The sequence below is a fragment of the Citrobacter sp. RHB20-C16 genome (assembly GCF_013890155.1).
Lineage (GTDB): Bacteria > Pseudomonadota > Gammaproteobacteria > Enterobacterales > Enterobacteriaceae > Citrobacter_A > Citrobacter_A amalonaticus.
The window spans coordinates 2,096,893-2,111,505 of record NZ_CP057630.1; the positions used below are offsets into that span (position 1 = coordinate 2,096,893).

A 14,613-nucleotide genomic window follows, 5' to 3' on the forward strand; every position below is an offset into this window, starting at 1 on the left:
ATTAAAAGGAACTTCCATGTCCAGCTTGATTAATAACGCCATGAGCGGGCTGAGCGCGGCTCAGGCGGCGCTGAATACTGCCAGTAACAACATTTCCAGCTATAACGTTGCGGGCTATACCCGTCAGACGACCATTATGGCGCAAGCCAATAGCACGCTGGGTGCCGGCGGTTGGGTGGGCAATGGTGTTTATGTTTCCGGTGTACAGCGTGAATATGATTCGTTCATCACCAATCAACTGCGCGCGGCGCAGAACCAGAGTAGCGGGTTGACGACCCGTTATGAGCAGATGTCCAAAATCGACAACCTGCTGGCCAGCAAAACCAGCTCTGTCTCCTCGTCCATGCAGGATTTTTTCACCAGCCTGCAAACGCTGGTGAGTAACGCCGAAGACCCGGCGGCGCGCCAGACGCTGATTGGCAAAGCCAATGGGCTGGTTAACCAGTTTAAAACGACCGACCAGTATCTGCGCGATCAGGACAAGCAGGTCAATATCGCGATTGGTTCCAGCGTCGATCAGATCAACAACTACAGTAAGCAGATTGCCAGCCTGAACGACCAGATCTCGCGTCTGACCGGTGTGGGTGCCGGGGCATCGCCGAATAACCTGCTTGATCAGCGCGACCAGTTGGTCAGTGAGCTGAACAAAATTGTCGGCGTGGAAGTCAGCGTTCAGGACGGCGGCACCTATAACATCACGATGGCGAACGGCTATTCACTGGTGCAGGGAAGTAATGCCCGTCAGCTAGCGGCGGTACAGTCGCAGTCCGACCCTTCACGAATCACCGTTGCCTATGTCGATTCCATCGCGGGCAACATCGAAATTCCGGAAAAACTGATCACGACCGGTTCGCTCGGTGGTCTGCTGACCTTCCGTTCCCAGGATCTGGATCAGACGCGCAACACGCTGGGACAACTGGCGCTGGCGTTCGCCGATGCGTTTAACCAGCAGCACCGTGAAGGGTATGATGCGAACGGCAAAAATAATGTCGATTTCTTCAGCATCGGCGACCCGGCTGTGTATGGAAATAGCAAGAATACCGGCAGCATCAGCGCGACCGTTAAGACCGCCTCAGAGGTTCAGGCGACTGACTATAAAGTGGTTTATGACGGAGCGAAATGGCAGGTGACGCGTCTTGCGGATAACACCTCTTTTGAAGCGACCGAAAACGCGGGCAAACTGACCTTTGATGGCCTGGAGATTAACATCGATGTTGGCCCTGCTAAAAATGACAGCTTCATCGTCAAGCCGGTCAGCGACGCCATCATCAATATGGGCGTTCTGGTGACCAACGAATCGCAAATTGCGATGGCGAAGGACGCAACGGCCGGTGAAAGCGACAACCGTAACGGTCAGGCGTTGCTGGATTTGCAAAAGGACAGCACAACGGTAGGTGGTTCAAAATCGTTTAACGACGCCTACGCTACGCTGGTCAGCAACGTGGGCAGCAAAACCGCAACGCTGAAAACCAGCAGCACCACCCAGGGCAACGTGGTGACGCAGTTGAGCAATCAGCAACAGTCCATTTCCGGCGTTAACCTTGACGAAGAGTACGGCAACCTGCAACGCTTCCAGCAGTATTACCTGGCCAATGCCCAGGTGTTGCAAACCGCCAACTCTCTGTTTGATGCACTGCTGAGTATTCGCTAAGGGAGCAGGAAACGATGCGTATCAGTACCCAAATGATGTACCAGCAGAACATGCGCGGTATCACCAATTCCCAGGCGGAGTGGATGAAATACGGTGAGCAGATGTCGACGGGGAAGCGGGTAATTAATCCGTCTGACGATCCTATCGCCGCATCCCAGGCCGTGGTGTTGTCACAGGCGCAGTCGGAGAACAGCCAGTTCGCCCTGGCGAGGACTTTCGCCACGCAGAAGGTTTCGCTGGAAGAGAACGTGTTAAACCAGGTGACGACGGCGATACAAAGCGCACAAGAAAAAATCGTCAGCGCCGGTAACGGAACGCTGAGTGATGATGACCGCGCCTCGCTGGCGACGGACTTACAGGGTATCCGCGATCAGTTGATGAACCTGGCAAACAGTACCGACGGTAACGGTCGCTATATTTTTGCCGGTTATAAAACGGAAACGGCTCCGTTTGCTCAGGCTGACGGTACCTACAACGGCGGTACGGAGAATATCACTCAGCAGGTGGATGCCTCCCGTTCGATGACCATCGGCCACACCGGCAACAAAATTTTCGACAAGATCACCAGTAATGCGGTTCCGGAACCGAACAACGGGACGTCCGAAACCAACCTGTTCAAAATGCTGGATTCGGCGATTGCCTCATTGAATTCCCCTGTGGGTGACGATGCGACGTTGAAAGAACAGGCAAAAGCGGTGATTGATAAAACCAACCGTGGCCTGAAAAACTCGCTTAATAATGTACTGAGCGTGCGTGCGGAACTGGGGACGCAACTGAAGGAACTGGAGAGTCTGGACTCGCTGGGCACCGATCGCGCACTAGGACAAACGCAGCAGATGAGTAATCTGGTGGATGTGGACTGGAACGCGGCCATTTCATCGTACGTCATGCAGCAGGCGGCGCTCCAGGCCTCTTATAAAGCCTTTACCGATATGCAGGGGATGTCGCTATTCCAGCTCAACCGCTAATACCGATTTGAAACATATCATGAAACTGGGTATGTTTTATCTGCCCGCTCCCTCTCACCCCGGAGCGGGCATTTTTTTGTCGGTTACACGCTAACCCTCAGAGGGGCAGAGGAACGCTTTCCCGCCAGTCTGATGATCAGCGCAATGGTGCCACTGAGGGTGGCCAGCGTGACGACGCCTTGCCAGTTTGCCAGCGCATACACCTGACTGCCGAGCACCGAGCCCAGCGCCATGCCAATGAAGATGACGCTGAACAGCAGTGCATTCAGACGCCCCCTGGCCTGCGGTTCGAGGCTATAGACCAGATTCTGGTGCGCCACCAGGCTCGATTGCAGTCCCAGGTCAAAGCCGATGGCGGAGAGCGCAATCAGCAACCACTGTGCGTGCACGGGCAACGCGGGTAACAGGAACATCAGCGCAAAAGAAACGGTCACCAGCAATGCCCCCAGTTGCGTCACTTTTTCTGCACCTATCTTATCTGCCAGATGACCGGCCAACGGCGCAGCCAGCGCTCCGGCAGCCCCGGCGATACCAAATGCCCCCGCGGCGGCGCTGCCCATCTGATAGTTTTCTGCCAGCATCACGGCCAGCGTTGACCAGAACGCACTGAACGCGACGGACAGAAAACCTTGCGCCAGGGCGGCACGACGTAGTGCCGGGTAGCGACGCCATAACTGCGCCAGGCTCACCATCAGTGCGGGATAACTCAGCGTGGAATGGGCTGTAAATGCGGGCAGGACTTTCCACAGCAATACGCCGACAAGGGCAATACTGAGCGCGGCGAGTTGATACATTGCCCGCCAGCCAAAGGCTTCTCCGACCAGACCACTCACGGTGCGTGACAATAAAATGCCCAGCAGCAGGCCGGTCATCACTGTCCCGACCGTTTTTCCCTGTTTGCCCTCTGGGGCGAGAATCGCCGCCGCCGGGACGATATCCTGCGCCATCGTCGCTGCCATCCCCAGCAACAGGCTTACGGTCAGCAGAGAATGCACCTGGCCTGTGACGCTACAGGCCAGCAGCAACAGGGCGAGCGCGGCGCTTTTCATCAGAATGAGCCAGCGCCGATCGTAACGGTCGCCGAGCGGCAATAAGAACAGGATCCCCAACGCATAACCGGCCTGCGTTAACGTGGGCACCAGTCCCATGCCGGTGATGCTGAGCGCCAAATCGGCCCCCATTAGCGGTAACAACGGTTGTGCATAGTAGATGGCGGCAACGCTGAAGCCTGCGCCCAGCGCCAGAACAAAGATCAGCCAACGAGACGGTGTGTGCATTTCAAAATCCTCAATCACAGGTGTGAGGCTATTTTTCTCTGAATGGCGGTAGTCTGGTAGTCAGCGAAGTGGTAAAACGATTATACGTAAAGCGTATGAGCATCGAATGAATGAAAAAGAATGAGCGTATAGACAGGGTGGAACTGATGCGAACGTTTGTGCGCATCGTGGAGGCCGGATCGTTGTCAGCTGCCGCTCGTCAGTTGAACACGACCCAGGCGACAATCAGTCGGCGGTTGCAGTCGCTGGAGGCGATGCTGGGGGTAAAACTGGTCTTACGTACCACGCACGCCATGAAGCTAACGGACGACGGCGAGCGCGGATACCAGCACGCCAAACATATCATTGACGCCTGGCTGGCACTGGAGGACGGACTCAACGTCACGGAAGATGAGCCCGTCGGGACATTGCGGGTGCGGGCTCCGCATGCTTTTGGTCAGCAGCAGCTCCTCACGCCGTTACTGCACTTTTTAGCGCGCTACCCCAATCTGTCGGTGGAGTGGATGCTCAACGATAAAACGGTCGATTTTCTCAGCGACAATATCGACTGCGCGATCCGCGTGGGCGCGGAGGTCGATCCGGCAACGGTTTCGGTGCTGCTAGCGGAAGTGCCGCGTAGCGTGGTCGCTTCACCGGCGCTGCTGGCGCAATTTGCAACGATCGCGGTGCCAGAACAGCTATCGTCGCTGCCCTGGATTGCCGTCAACACCTTCTATCAACACAACGTCTCACTTAGCCATCAGCACAGTCGGGAACCGGTGACCTTTCCGATCACGCCGCGACTGAGTACCGACAGTATCTACGTAGCGCGCAATGCAGCGCTGGCGGGGTTAGGCGTGGTGGTGGTGTCAAGCTGGACGGTGACCGAGGATATCGCGCAGGGACGACTCGTCGAGCTGGTTCCTGACTGGCAGGCCGCACCTTTGCCAGTACACCTGGTCTATCCCTGGGCGCGTTATTATCCCACTCGCCTGCGTAAGTTTCTGGAGTTGATGAAAAAGGTGATGCCGGAACTGGCGGGAATGCGCCGACCTGAAGGGGAATAAAAAAGCCGACCCTGAGGTCGGCTTTTTACGCTATCGATTTTACTCGACAGGCTGAGGACGAGTCGGTCCAGCAGAGGCACTGTGCGAGGCAGTGTGACCACCTGCGGCGCCTTTACCATCAAAGGCGAAAGCAGGGCGCTGCCAGTCACTGTGGCGTGGCGCTTCAGGCACATATTCCGGCGCTGGCGCACGGGTCATCGGTGCGGTTGCGTGGCTGTGCTCAGCAACAGGTTCTGCCACGACTGGCGTTGCGGCTTCTGCGACCGGTGCAACGACAACGGGTTCGGATACTGGCGCAGGCGCTGTTGGTGCTTCAACGATCACTGGCGCTGCAACCGGTTCTGCAATGACTTCAGGCTCCGCAACCACTTCAGGCTCAACGGCGACAGGTTCAGCCGCAACCACTTCAGGCACGGCAGTCACTGTTTCAGGCTCGACCGTAACCACGTCTGGTGTCTCTTCAACGACCGGAGCAGTTTCCTGCGTTTCAGCGACAGGTTCTGCCTGAGCGGCAACCTCTTCGGCGACCGGCACATCGGCGTCGGCAATCACCTGCGGCTGTTCAACCACCGGGGCGGCAATGACTTCCGGATGCGTCGTTTCAACCACGGCTTCAGCCTGAACCTGTGCTTCTGCTACCGTTTCAACGACAGTTTCAACGGCGGGTTCGACTGCGGCAACAGCTTCAACAGCGGCTGCCACGGCTTGCGGTTCGGTCACAACAGGCTGGGCCTGTACCTGTTCGATTTCCTGTGCTTCTGGCTGCGCATCCTGAGGACGGGCTACCGGGTAGCGGATCCACACTTTGCCGGACGCCATTTCTGGCGAGGCGCAGGCGACAGTCAGCGGCATCGGCGACTGCAGTGGGTAACGTTCGTCACGATAACGACGACGACGCTGGCCGCTCACACGCAGATGACGTGGGGAACGACGCGAACGACGCGGCATACCGGCGTTATCACGTGCTTCACCATTGTCATCCTGCTCTGGGGTTGCTTCTGTCACGACAGGCAGCGGCACTTTCACCAGTTCAGTGCTTTGCGCTGGCGCAGTCTGTGCTGCAACTGGTGCGACAACGTTCTCTTCCGTGGTGGCGGTTTCTACCTCTGCCACTTCCGACGCCTGGTCGTGGTAACGAACTTTCTGGTTCAGCTGACGCTGTTTACGGCGCGGCTGAGCCTGACGAACGCGCTCTTCTTGTTCGGTCTCTGGAGTCTGCTGCTCATCAAGATTCAGCGCTTTTACTTCCTGCTGAGCCTGACGTTTATCATCACTGCGACGGCGGTTACGTTCGCGACGTGGCTGCTGCTGCTCATCACCAGACTTTGCTTTATCCGCTACGTCGGTCGCTTGCTGACGGTTATCACGGTTTTCGGCATTCTGCTGCGCATTACGGCGGTTACGGCGATTCTCGTCGCGGTTCTCGCCATTTTCTGAACGTTCGCCACGGTTATCGCGGTTGTCACGACGTTCGTTGCGATCGTTACGGTCACGACGGTTGTTCTGGCGTTTACGGCGATCCTGCTGACGCTCCGGCTTCTCCGCGGCTTTCGGCGCAGGCTGCTCGGCAGGTTTCACTTCTTCACTACCGCTGAACAGCGATTTCAGTGCGCCAAAGAAACGGCTCAGCAGCCCCGGCTCTGCCGGAGCGGCTGGCGCAACGGCGGCCTTCGGCGCAGCGGCTTTCACTGGCGGTTCGGCAGGCGTTGGCGCAGGCGGAACTTCTGGCATCGCGAAGGTGGCAAGAGCGGGCTGCTCAGGACGTTTACGCTCGGCGAACTCTTCTTCAGACGGTAACGCCATCGCTTCTTCATGCAGCTTCGGCAGCATGTAGCTTAGAGTCGGCGTCTCTTCACCTTTACGCACGCGCAGTACGGAGTAGTGCGGCGTTTCCATTTGATCGTTAGGTACGATCACGCAACGCACGCCATCCTGTCGGGTTTCAATCGCATTAACGGCAGTACGTTTTTCGTTGAGCAGATAGGAGGCAATTGGCACTGGGACAATCGCGTGGACTTCCTGAGTATTCTCTTTCAGCGCTTCTTCTTCAATCAGACGCAGAATAGACAGGGACAGCGACTCGTTATCACGCACGGTGCCGGTACCGCTACAGCGTGGGCAGACGTGATGGCTGGACTCGCCCAGCGACGGGCTCAGGCGCTGACGGGACATTTCCAGCAGACCGAAGCGTGAAATATGGCTGATCTGGATACGCGCACGATCCTGGCGGACCGCTTCACGCAGACGGTTTTCCACCGCACGCTGATGGCGTACCGGGGTCATATCAATGAAGTCGATAACGATCAGGCCGCCGAGGTCACGCAGGCGCAACTGACGGGCGATCTCATCGGCCGCTTCCAGGTTAGTGTTGAACGCCGTTTCTTCAATATCGCCGCCGCGGGTTGCGCGAGCGGAGTTAATGTCGATGGCGGTTAACGCTTCGGTGCTGTCGATAACGATAGAGCCGCCGGAAGGCAGACGCACTTCACGCTGGAACGCGGATTCAATCTGCGACTCGATCTGATAGTGGCTGAACAGCGGGATTTCACCGGTGTAAAGTTTGATTTTGCTGCTGAAATCCGGACGACCTAACGCCGCAATATGCTGGCGCGCCAGTTCGAGCACTTTCGGGTTATCGATAAGGATTTCACCGATATCCTGACGCAGATAGTCGCGGAAGGCGCGAACAATCACGTTGCTCTCCTGATGGATCAGGAACGGAGCAGGGCGGCTTTCCGCGGCTTTCTGAATGGCTTCCCAGTGTTTCAGACGGAAGCTTAAGTCCCACTGTAGCGCTTCGGCAGATTTGCCTACGCCCGCAGTACGTACAATAAGGCCCATGCCATCAGGCAGTTCAAGGCTTGCCAGCGCTTCTTTCAGCTCGGTACGGTCGTCGCCTTCGATGCGACGAGAGATACCCCCCGCACGCGGGTTGTTTGGCATCAGAACCAGATAGCTGCCCGCCAGGCTGATAAAAGTGGTCAGGGCAGCGCCTTTGTTGCCACGTTCTTCTTTATCAATCTGAACAATAACTTCCTGGCCTTCGCGCAGCACATCTTTGATGTTTGGACGACCATGAGCGTTGTAATTAGCGGGGAAATATTCGCGGGCAATTTCTTTTAACGGGAGGAAACCGTGACGTTCAGCGCCGTAATCAACAAAAGCCGCTTCCAGACTCGGTTCAATACGGGTAATTTTGCCTTTATAGATGTTCGCTTTTTTCTGTTCATGTCCAGGACTTTCAATATCCAGGTCGTACAGACGCTGCCCATCTACAAGGGCAACACGCAACTCTTCCTGCTGAGTTGCGTTGATTAACATTCTTTTCATCGTAACTTACTCATTATTCTTACATTGACGACTAAGCTGCGGGCAGAGTATTGCCTTTCCGGGTGTGAACCGATGGCCTCGTGTCTATTCGCGTCGCCAACCTCACGGTTATCGTCAGCTCAAAGAGGCGCAGAGTGTCGGTTGCCTGCATTTCATACGGAAACGCAGCGCAATTATCAGGGGAACCGCCTGGGTATTACTCTCCAGAGAAGATCCGATCTACCGGTAAGGACTGCAACCCGCAGCCCGCTAACTGTCTGAAAGATCAATACGTCTTACGCCATTGCTGCGTGGATGATCGTCCGGACAAAATTGGGTCTTTCCGTAAAATTCCTTGTTTTAACAAGATTCAGCACGGAAGCGGTGACATTATTCCACTGCTAACCTTGTTATAGCAAGATGACTTTTACCATTTATCACCCGCTTACTCACAGTTTTTTCACTTATGCGCGGTGATTGGTTTAATAACCACCAAATCAGTCATGAAACACGTGAGTGACGAAGGATAAAGATAAATATAAGCATAGAAAAATGAGTGGCGCTAATCCTTGTGGCTATTTAGAATCGGCCCCCATGAAAACAGAGACTCCATCCGTAAGAATTGTTGCTATTACTGCTGACGAAGCGGGGCAACGCATTGATAATTTTTTGCGCACACAGCTCAAAGGTGTGCCGAAAAGTATGATTTATCGCATTTTGCGTAAAGGCGAAGTGCGGGTGAATAAAAAACGCATCAAACCCGAATACAAACTGGAAGCGGGTGATGAAGTGCGCATTCCGCCGGTTCGCGTGGCGGAGCGTGAAGAAGAGGCCGTTTCGCCGCATCTGCAAAAAGTGGCGGCGCTGGCGGACGTTATCCTTTATGAAGACGACCATATTCTGGTGCTGAACAAGCCGTCGGGAACCGCGGTGCATGGCGGCAGCGGGTTAAGCTTTGGCGTGATTGAAGGGTTACGTGCGCTGCGTCCTGAGGCGCGTTTTCTTGAGCTGGTACACCGTCTTGACCGCGATACGTCGGGCGTGCTGTTGGTCGCGAAGAAACGTTCAGCACTGCGTTCGCTACATGAGCAACTGCGCGAGAAGGGGATGCAAAAAGATTATCTCGCCCTGGTGCGCGGGCAATGGCAGTCGCATGTCAAAACGGTACAGGCACCGTTATTGAAGAACATTCTGCAAAGCGGCGAGCGTATTGTGCGGGTGAATCAGGAAGGCAAACCGTCGGAAACGCGTTTTAAGGTGGAAGAACGTTACGCGTTCGCCACGCTGGTTCGCTGTAGCCCGGTGACGGGCCGCACACACCAGATTCGCGTGCACACTCAGTACGCGGGTCATCCGATTGCTTTTGACGATCGCTACGGTGACCGCGACTTCGATAAGCAACTGGCAGGGACCGGATTGTCGCGTCTGTTCCTGCATGCAGCAGCACTGAAATTTACCCACCCGGGTACGGGTGAGGTGCTGCGCATTGAAGCGCCGATGGACGACCAACTGAAGCGCTGTTTACAGGTGTTACGTAAGCCGGCCTGATGCGCATTGCTCTATTATCGCGCTAAACCTGCCAGATAAGACGTTTACGTCGCCATCCGGCAGGTTTACGCCTGAAGGCGTTGTATTCTCCCGCCTACTGGATAGTGCTATTCATCAGGTTTTCAGCGGGTTCATCTCTTCCCGACGTAACATCTGGCACAGTGCGATCAGCGGTAAACCAATCAGCGTGTTTGGGTCTCGCCCCTCTAAGCGCTCAAAGAGCGCAATCCCCAGACCTTCGCTTTTAAAACTCCCTGCGCAGTGCAGCGGGCGTTCTTTACGCACGTAGTCTTCAATTTCCGCTTCACTGAGATGGCGGAAGTGAACGTCAAAGGGTTCCACCTCGGTCTGTAAATGTCCCGTCGCGGAGTTATACAGCGCCAGACCGGTATAGAACGTAATGATATTGCCGCTGGCTTTGGCTAACTGTTGGCAGGCTTTCTCTTCTGTTAAGGGCTTACCGGCGATTTCGCCATCCAGTACGCATACCTGATCGGAACCAATAATAAGATGAGACGGAAAGCGGTGAGCCAGCGATTGCGCTTTCTCTTGCGCCAGTCGGTTGACTAAGTGGCGAGGACTCTCTCCGGGCATCGGCGTTTCGTCAACCTCAGGGGCCGCGCATTCAAAGGGCATCGCCAGTTTTTCCAGCAGGGCGCGGCGCCAGGGAGATGTGGAGGCAAGAATGAGATTAGGCATATTTTTTCCACCAGATATAGCGTATTGATGAGAGCCATTTTAAACTATGCTCTTCGTCCTTCAGGCGTGCCGTTGTGGCGTCACCTGAGCGAAAATAAGTCTGTAAACCGCAATGTGTGCGAATTATTGGCAAAAGGCAACCGCAGGCTGCCTTTTTCTTTGACTATATGACGTTACAAAGTTAATATGCGCGCCCTATGCAAAAGGTAAAATTACCCCTGACTCTTGATCCGGTTCGTACGGCTCAAAAACGCCTCGATTATGAAGGTATCTATACTTCTGATCTGGTAGAGCGCGTCGCCGATTCTGTAGTCAGTGTGGACAGTGATGTGGAATGCGCCATGTCGTTTGCTATCGATAACCAACGTCTTGCCGTGATTACCGGTGATGCGAAGGTTTCGGTAACGCTCGCATGTCAGCGTTGCGGGAAGCCGTTTCCTCATCATGTTCACACAATGTATTGTTTCAGTCCGGTTCGTTCCGACGAACAGGCTGAAGCACTCCCGGAAGCGTATGAGCCGATTGAGGTTAACGAATTCGGTGAAATCGATCTGCTTGCAATGGTGGAAGATGAAATTATCCTCTCCTTGCCGGTAGTTCCGGTGCATGATTCTGAACACTGTGAAGTGTCCGAGGCGGACATGGTCTTTGGTGAACTGCCTGATGAAGCGCAAAAACCAAACCCATTTGCCGTATTAGCCAGCTTAAAGCGTAAGTAATTGAGGAGTAAGGTCCATGGCCGTACAACAGAATAAACCAACCCGTTCCAAACGTGGCATGCGTCGTTCTCATGACGCTCTGACCGCAGTCACCAGCCTGTCTGTAGACAAAACTTCTGGTGAAAAACACCTGCGTCACCACATCACCGCCGACGGTTACTACCGTGGCCGCAAGGTAATCGCTAAGTAATCACGCGTTACTCAACGAATTTTACGTAGCAGGCAGGCTGTTAATGCCTCTTTCGCGTAAGAGACGAAGAGAAACCGTGTGATGAAGCTTAGTGAGGAAATTCCCCGTTGCTGCGGGGAAATACCAAACCAGGCGGCGAAACGACTTTGACACGTCTAACCCTGGCGTTAGATGTCATGGGGGGTGATTTTGGCCCTTCCGTGACAGTGCCTGCAGCATTGCAGGCACTGAATTCTAATTCACAACTCACACTTCTTTTAGTCGGGGATCCCGATACTATCACGCCATTACTTGCTAAAGCTGACTTTGAACAACGTTCGCGTCTGCAGATTATCCCTGCACAGTCAGTTATCGCCAGTGATGCCCGGCCTTCGCAGGCAATCCGCGCCAGTCGCGGGAGCTCAATGCGTGTGGCGCTGGAACTCGTGAAGGAAGGGCGAGCACAAGCCTGCATCAGCGCCGGAAATACCGGTGCGCTGATGGGACTTGCAAAATTATTGCTCAAACCGCTCGACGGTATTGAGCGTCCTGCGCTGGTGACGGTTTTGCCGCATCAGCAGAAAGGGAAGACGGTGGTCCTCGATCTGGGGGCGAACGTCGATTGCGACAGCAAGATGCTGGTGCAATTTGCCATTATGGGCTCGGTGCTTGCGGAAGAAGTGGTCGGTATTAACAACCCTCGTGTGGCCTTGCTCAACATTGGTGAAGAAGAAACCAAGGGGCTCGACAGCATTCGGGATGCCTCTGTGGTGCTAAAAACGATCCCTTCCATCAATTACATCGGCTATCTTGAAGCCAATGAGTTATTGACGGGGAAAACGGATGTGCTGGTATGTGACGGTTTTACAGGCAATGTCACATTAAAGACGATGGAAGGTGTTGTCAGAATGTTCCTTTCACTGCTGAAATCTCAGGGTGAGGGTAAAAAACGGTCGTGGTGGCTGCTGATATTAAAACGTTGGTTACAAAAAAGCCTGGCGAGGCGATTCAGTCACCTCAACCCCGACCAGTATAATGGCGCCTGTCTGTTAGGATTGCGCGGCACGGTGATAAAAAGTCATGGTGCGGCCAATCAGCGAGCGTTTACCGTCGCGATTGAACAGGCAGTGCAGGCGGTGCAGCGACAAGTTCCTCAGCGAATTGCCGCTCGCCTGGAATCTGTATACCCAGCTGGATTTACAATGCTGGATGCTGGTAATGGCGACACATCGCAGCCACACTGATTACGGTGTGGCGTGAGAGCCCCAGCATCTTAGCCGTTGTGATGCGCGGTATATAACCAAAAAGTGACTGAGCGTACATGTATACAAAGATTATTGGTACTGGCAGCTATCTGCCTGAACAGGTGCGGACTAACGCCGATCTGGAAAAAATGGTCGATACGTCTGACGAGTGGATTGTCACCCGTACAGGTATTCGTGAACGCCATATTGCTGCGCCGAATGAAACCGTCTCAACGATGGGTTTTACGGCGGCTCAACGCGCGCTGGAAATGGCGGGCATTGATAAAGAACAGATTGGCTTGATTGTGGTAGCGACCACCTCAGCGACACATGCATTCCCCAGCGCAGCATGCCAGATTCAGAACATGCTGGGCATCAAAGGCTGCCCGGCGTTTGACGTCGCCGCAGCCTGTGCCGGCTTTACTTACGCATTAAGCGTCGCCGACATGTACGTTAAAACGGGTGCGGTCAAATACGCGCTGGTGGTTGGTTCCGATGTTCTGGCCCGCACCTGCGATCCAACCGATCGTGGCACAATCATTATTTTTGGCGATGGTGCCGGTGCCGTGGTACTGAGCGCCTCTGACAAGCCGGGCATCATCTCTACCCATCTGCATGCTGATGGTCGCTATGGCGAACTGCTGACGCTGCCGAATGCCGATCGCGTGAATCCGGAAAATTCGATTCATTTGACGATGGCAGGCAACGAAGTGTTCAAAGTGGCTGTTACCGAACTTGCACACATTGTCGACGAGACACTGGCGGCCAATAACCTGGATCGTTCAGAACTTGACTGGCTGGTTCCGCATCAGGCTAACCTACGTATCATCAGCGCGACGGCCAAAAAACTGGGCATGTCGATGGACAATGTGGTGGTGACTCTGGACAGACACGGCAACACGTCTGCGGCCTCCGTTCCTTGCGCGCTGGATGAAGCCGTGCGTGACGGACGTATCAAAGAAGGTCAGCTTGTGTTGCTTGAAGCCTTTGGCGGTGGATTCACCTGGGGCTCCGCGCTGGTTCGTTTCTAGTATAAGGATTTAAACATGACGCAATTCGCATTTGTGTTCCCTGGACAGGGTTCCCAGACCGTTGGGATGTTAGCCGATATGGCGGCAAGCTATCCCATCGTCGAAGAGACGTTTGCCGACGCTTCTGCGGCGCTGGGCTATGACCTGTGGGCGCTGACTCAACAGGGGCCGGCTGAAGAACTGAACAAGACCTGGCAGACGCAGCCTGCGCTGTTAGCCGCGTCCGTTGCGCTGTATCGCGTCTGGCAACAGCAGGGCGGTAAAGCGCCTGTGCTGATGGCGGGTCATAGCCTTGGTGAATACTCTGCGCTGGTTTGCGCCGGTGTCATTAATTTTGCTGACGCAGTGCGTCTGGTTGAGCTGCGTGGTAAATTCATGCAGGAAGCCGTTCCGGAAGGCACAGGCGGTATGTCTGCTATCATCGGTCTCGATGATGCGTCCATTGCAAAAGCGTGCGAAGAAGCCGCAGAAGGCCAGGTGGTCTCGCCGGTGAACTATAACTCACCGGGACAGGTCGTTATCGCCGGGCATAAAGAAGCCGTTGAGCGTGCTGGTGCCGCCTGTAAAGCCGCCGGTGCAAAACGTGCGCTGCCGTTACCGGTGAGCGTACCGTCTCACTGTGCGCTGATGAAGCCAGCAGCGGAAAAACTGGCAGCGGAATTAGCGAAAATTACCTTTAACGCGCCATCTGTACCGGTTATCAACAACGTGGACGTGAAATGTGAAACTGACGCAGACGCCATTCGCGATGCGTTGGTGCGCCAGTTGTACAGTCCGGTACAGTGGACGAAGAGCGTTGAATTAATGGCGTCTCAGGGTGTCGAGCACCTGTATGAAGTGGGACCAGGTAAAGTGCTTACGGGCCTGACGAAACGTATTGTTGATACCCTGACTGCCTCGGCTCTGAACGAACCGGCGGCAATGTCGGCGGCACTTGCGCAATAAAAGAGGA

General features: G+C 54.9%; 12 protein-coding genes. 9 read left to right on the forward strand and 3 right to left on the reverse strand.

All coding sequences use genetic code 11. The features are described from left to right. Window positions 1–16: 16 nt before the first annotated feature. Both flgK and flgL read left to right on the forward strand, forming a co-directional pair. Window positions 17–1,651 (forward strand): flagellar hook-associated protein FlgK, encoded by a 1,635-nt coding sequence (flgK, locus tag HVX64_RS10065; protein ID WP_044258013.1) that lies wholly within the window; start codon window positions 17–19, stop codon window positions 1,649–1,651. A 14-nt stretch (window positions 1,652–1,665) separates the two neighbouring features. After that, complete coding sequence (flgL, locus tag HVX64_RS10070; protein ID WP_043000994.1) at window positions 1,666–2,619, forward strand: flagellar hook-associated protein FlgL; 954 nt, start codon at window positions 1,666–1,668, stop codon at window positions 2,617–2,619. 83 nt (window positions 2,620–2,702) lie between these two features. On the opposite strand, the gene HVX64_RS10075 is transcribed toward flgL, so the two are convergent. Further along, window positions 2,703–3,896 carry an MFS transporter gene (locus HVX64_RS10075; RefSeq protein ID WP_044258011.1) on the reverse strand — a complete coding sequence of 398 codons (1,194 nt, stop codon included), beginning with the start codon at window positions 3,894–3,896 and terminating at the stop codon, window positions 2,703–2,705. 110 nt (window positions 3,897–4,006) lie between these two features. On the opposite strand from HVX64_RS10075, the gene HVX64_RS10080 reads away from it, so the two are divergent. After that, a complete protein-coding gene (locus tag HVX64_RS10080; protein WP_044258009.1) occupies window positions 4,007–4,942 on the forward strand; it encodes a LysR family transcriptional regulator in 936 nt (311 codons plus the stop codon). A gap of 39 nt (window positions 4,943–4,981) precedes the next feature. Here HVX64_RS10080 and rne read toward each other — a convergent pair whose 3' ends face one another. Continuing rightward, entirely contained in the window at window positions 4,982–8,272 is a 3,291-nt protein-coding gene (rne, locus tag HVX64_RS10085; protein WP_044258006.1) for a ribonuclease E, read from the reverse strand. 573 nt (window positions 8,273–8,845) lie between these two features. Here rne and rluC point away from each other — a divergent pair. After that, the gene (gene rluC, locus HVX64_RS10090) at window positions 8,846–9,799 is read left to right on the forward strand and encodes a 23S rRNA pseudouridine(955/2504/2580) synthase RluC (protein WP_043000989.1); all 954 of its coding nucleotides are present in this window, start codon (window positions 8,846–8,848) and stop codon (window positions 9,797–9,799) included. Window positions 9,800–9,913: 114 nt separating this feature from the next. Here the strand turns inward: rluC and HVX64_RS10095 are convergent, their stop codons facing one another. Further along, entirely contained in the window at window positions 9,914–10,498 is a 585-nt protein-coding gene (locus HVX64_RS10095; RefSeq protein ID WP_043000988.1) for a nucleoside triphosphate pyrophosphatase, read from the reverse strand. Between the two features lie 197 nt (window positions 10,499–10,695). On the opposite strand from HVX64_RS10095, the gene yceD reads away from it, so the two are divergent. The 5 genes from yceD to fabD all read left to right on the forward strand — a co-directional run bounded on the left by yceD (window position 10,696) and on the right by fabD (window position 14,606). After that, the gene (yceD, locus tag HVX64_RS10100) at window positions 10,696–11,217 is read left to right on the forward strand and encodes a 23S rRNA accumulation protein YceD (protein WP_044258005.1); all 522 of its coding nucleotides are present in this window, start codon (window positions 10,696–10,698) and stop codon (window positions 11,215–11,217) included. Window positions 11,218–11,233: 16 nt separating this feature from the next. Beyond that, complete coding sequence (rpmF, locus tag HVX64_RS10105) at window positions 11,234–11,407, forward strand: 50S ribosomal protein L32 (protein ID WP_000290727.1); 174 nt, start codon at window positions 11,234–11,236, stop codon at window positions 11,405–11,407. 146 nt (window positions 11,408–11,553) lie between these two features. Continuing rightward, a complete protein-coding gene (plsX, locus tag HVX64_RS10110; RefSeq protein ID WP_046402096.1) occupies window positions 11,554–12,630 on the forward strand; it encodes a phosphate acyltransferase PlsX in 1,077 nt (358 codons plus the stop codon). Window positions 12,631–12,707: 77 nt separating this feature from the next. Further along, a complete protein-coding gene (gene fabH, locus HVX64_RS10115; protein WP_043000985.1) occupies window positions 12,708–13,661 on the forward strand; it encodes a beta-ketoacyl-ACP synthase III in 954 nt (317 codons plus the stop codon). A gap of 15 nt (window positions 13,662–13,676) precedes the next feature. Then, complete coding sequence (fabD, locus tag HVX64_RS10120; protein WP_043000984.1) at window positions 13,677–14,606, forward strand: ACP S-malonyltransferase; 930 nt, start codon at window positions 13,677–13,679, stop codon at window positions 14,604–14,606. The last annotated feature ends 7 nt before the right edge of the window (window positions 14,607–14,613 follow it).

What these genes read in the sequence shown, in the direction of transcription:
- flgK (WP_044258013.1), top strand. Translation starts at nt 17, where the DNA reads ATGTCCAGCTTGATTAATAACGCCATGAGCGGGCTGAGCGCGGCTCAG.
- flgL (WP_043000994.1), top strand. Translation starts at nt 1,666, where the DNA reads ATGCGTATCAGTACCCAAATGATGTACCAGCAGAACATGCGCGGTATC.
- HVX64_RS10075 (WP_044258011.1), bottom strand. Translation starts at nt 3,896, where the DNA reads ATGCACACACCGTCTCGTTGGCTGATCTTTGTTCTGGCGCTGGGCGCA.
- HVX64_RS10080 (WP_044258009.1), top strand. Translation starts at nt 4,007, where the DNA reads ATGAAAAAGAATGAGCGTATAGACAGGGTGGAACTGATGCGAACGTTT.
- rne (WP_044258006.1), bottom strand. Translation starts at nt 8,272, where the DNA reads ATGAAAAGAATGTTAATCAACGCAACTCAGCAGGAAGAGTTGCGTGTT.
- rluC (WP_043000989.1), top strand. Translation starts at nt 8,846, where the DNA reads ATGAAAACAGAGACTCCATCCGTAAGAATTGTTGCTATTACTGCTGAC.
- HVX64_RS10095 (WP_043000988.1), bottom strand. Translation starts at nt 10,498, where the DNA reads ATGCCTAATCTCATTCTTGCCTCCACATCTCCCTGGCGCCGCGCCCTG.
- yceD (WP_044258005.1), top strand. Translation starts at nt 10,696, where the DNA reads ATGCAAAAGGTAAAATTACCCCTGACTCTTGATCCGGTTCGTACGGCT.
- rpmF (WP_000290727.1), top strand. Translation starts at nt 11,234, where the DNA reads ATGGCCGTACAACAGAATAAACCAACCCGTTCCAAACGTGGCATGCGT.
- fabH (WP_043000985.1), top strand. Translation starts at nt 12,708, where the DNA reads ATGTATACAAAGATTATTGGTACTGGCAGCTATCTGCCTGAACAGGTG.
- fabD (WP_043000984.1), top strand. Translation starts at nt 13,677, where the DNA reads ATGACGCAATTCGCATTTGTGTTCCCTGGACAGGGTTCCCAGACCGTT.